Here is a 410-nt window from a genome sequence, read left to right as displayed (position 1 = left end):
AGCCCATGCCGGTCTGCTGGTCGACCTCGTCCACCGCGACGGTTCCATCGTGCGGGCGCGGATGAGCAAATCGGCGCTGCTGCGCGGCGACGACCCGGTGGCGCTGGCGACGTTCCAGGACCTCACCGAGCGGTTGTGGTCCGAAGAGTTGTAGGGGCTAGCCCGCGGCCTGCGTTCGGCGCAGCGATTCGCGGGCCAGGAATTCACGGAAGTAATCCAGCGACTCCCTGCTGACGATCGCGGGGAGCAGCAGATCCCACGTGTGGGCGACCCGTTCGCGTAAGTCGGTGCCCGTGGCGTTGGCGCGCGAGAGGGCCTCGGCGCCCAGCATGGATCCGAGGATCACCTCGGCGGCACCGGCGATGTCGAGGCTGTCCCGTAGGTCGCCCTCCTCGGCCGCCTGGATCAAC

1 pseudogene is annotated in these 410 nt (G+C 69.0%); it reads right to left on the bottom strand.

Annotated elements, in window-relative coordinates:
* Positions 1–157: 157 nt before the first annotated feature.
* Positions 158–410, bottom strand: a pseudogene (locus RNB18_RS52940) (hypothetical protein); the annotation flags it as partial.

It is taken from the genome of Streptomyces doebereineriae (assembly GCF_031845645.1).
GTDB classification, from domain to species: domain Bacteria; phylum Actinomycetota; class Actinomycetes; order Streptomycetales; family Streptomycetaceae; genus Streptomyces; species Streptomyces canus.
Note: the sequence above shows the minus strand (reverse complement) of the source record. Positions and strands in the feature narration are given on the sequence as shown.